1 protein-coding gene is annotated in these 806 nt (G+C 32.6%); it reads right to left on the reverse strand.

What is annotated here, in order from left to right; translation table 11 throughout:
* A partial coding sequence (locus NNN64_RS22880; protein ID WP_271442889.1) for a glycogen/starch synthase occupies positions 1–806 on the reverse strand: 806 nt, incomplete at both ends.

Here is an 806-nt window from a genome sequence, read left to right on the forward strand (position 1 = left end):
TTTCCGAAGGTTTGTACAAAGAAATATAAGTATTTTTTATGGAGTCACTAATTGGAACAACCGCATCAGCAGATTCAACGACTTTGTACTCGAAGTGCGTAAGATAGTCTAAATCGTTATCATTCATATTCCATTTATTCATGTCATTAGCGACCTTTAATGGTGTCACCAATCGAAGTACCAATGGAATATTTAATTTATTTTTAATAAGTGAGAATGAATATACTTCAGAATCCCAAAGGCAGGAATCGACAACACTAATCGGATGAATTTCATTTAACTTTTCAATTTCAATTGCCACACTAGTTGACCAATTCAAAATCTCATTGGCAATATTTGAATCATCTACAAAGCCAATTGATTTTTTTTTCTTGTTCAATGAAATTAACTTCAATCTTCCTCGTTCTTTGACATCATAGCTATCTGATCTGTAAATCACGCTGACAAAATGCCCTGCCAATAATAATTCACTAGCAAGATTATAATAAAGCGTGCCGATTCCTCCAGATTTCGTCAGAGGGGGGAACTCTTTACTTACAATTACTATATGCAATCTATTGAATGGTATTTCAGATGAATTGAATTTTTTAAAGACATCAGGCTTTATTGGTTCAACCTTGATTAACTTTCTTTCAAAAGATGCAGCCTTGATTCCTGCTTGAAATCCATCCCATAAAGAATCAACTAAGGAATTATATTCACCTTTCGTTATTTCACCATTTTTTAATCCAGTCTGGATATACTCAACTCGATCTTTAATTATAGCATTTTTGACTAAGTTTATTGTATCTTTGTCAGAACCATTA

This window comes from Citrobacter sp. Igbk 14, from assembly GCF_028069825.1.
In the GTDB taxonomy this organism is placed as follows: domain Bacteria; phylum Pseudomonadota; class Gammaproteobacteria; order Enterobacterales; family Enterobacteriaceae; genus Citrobacter.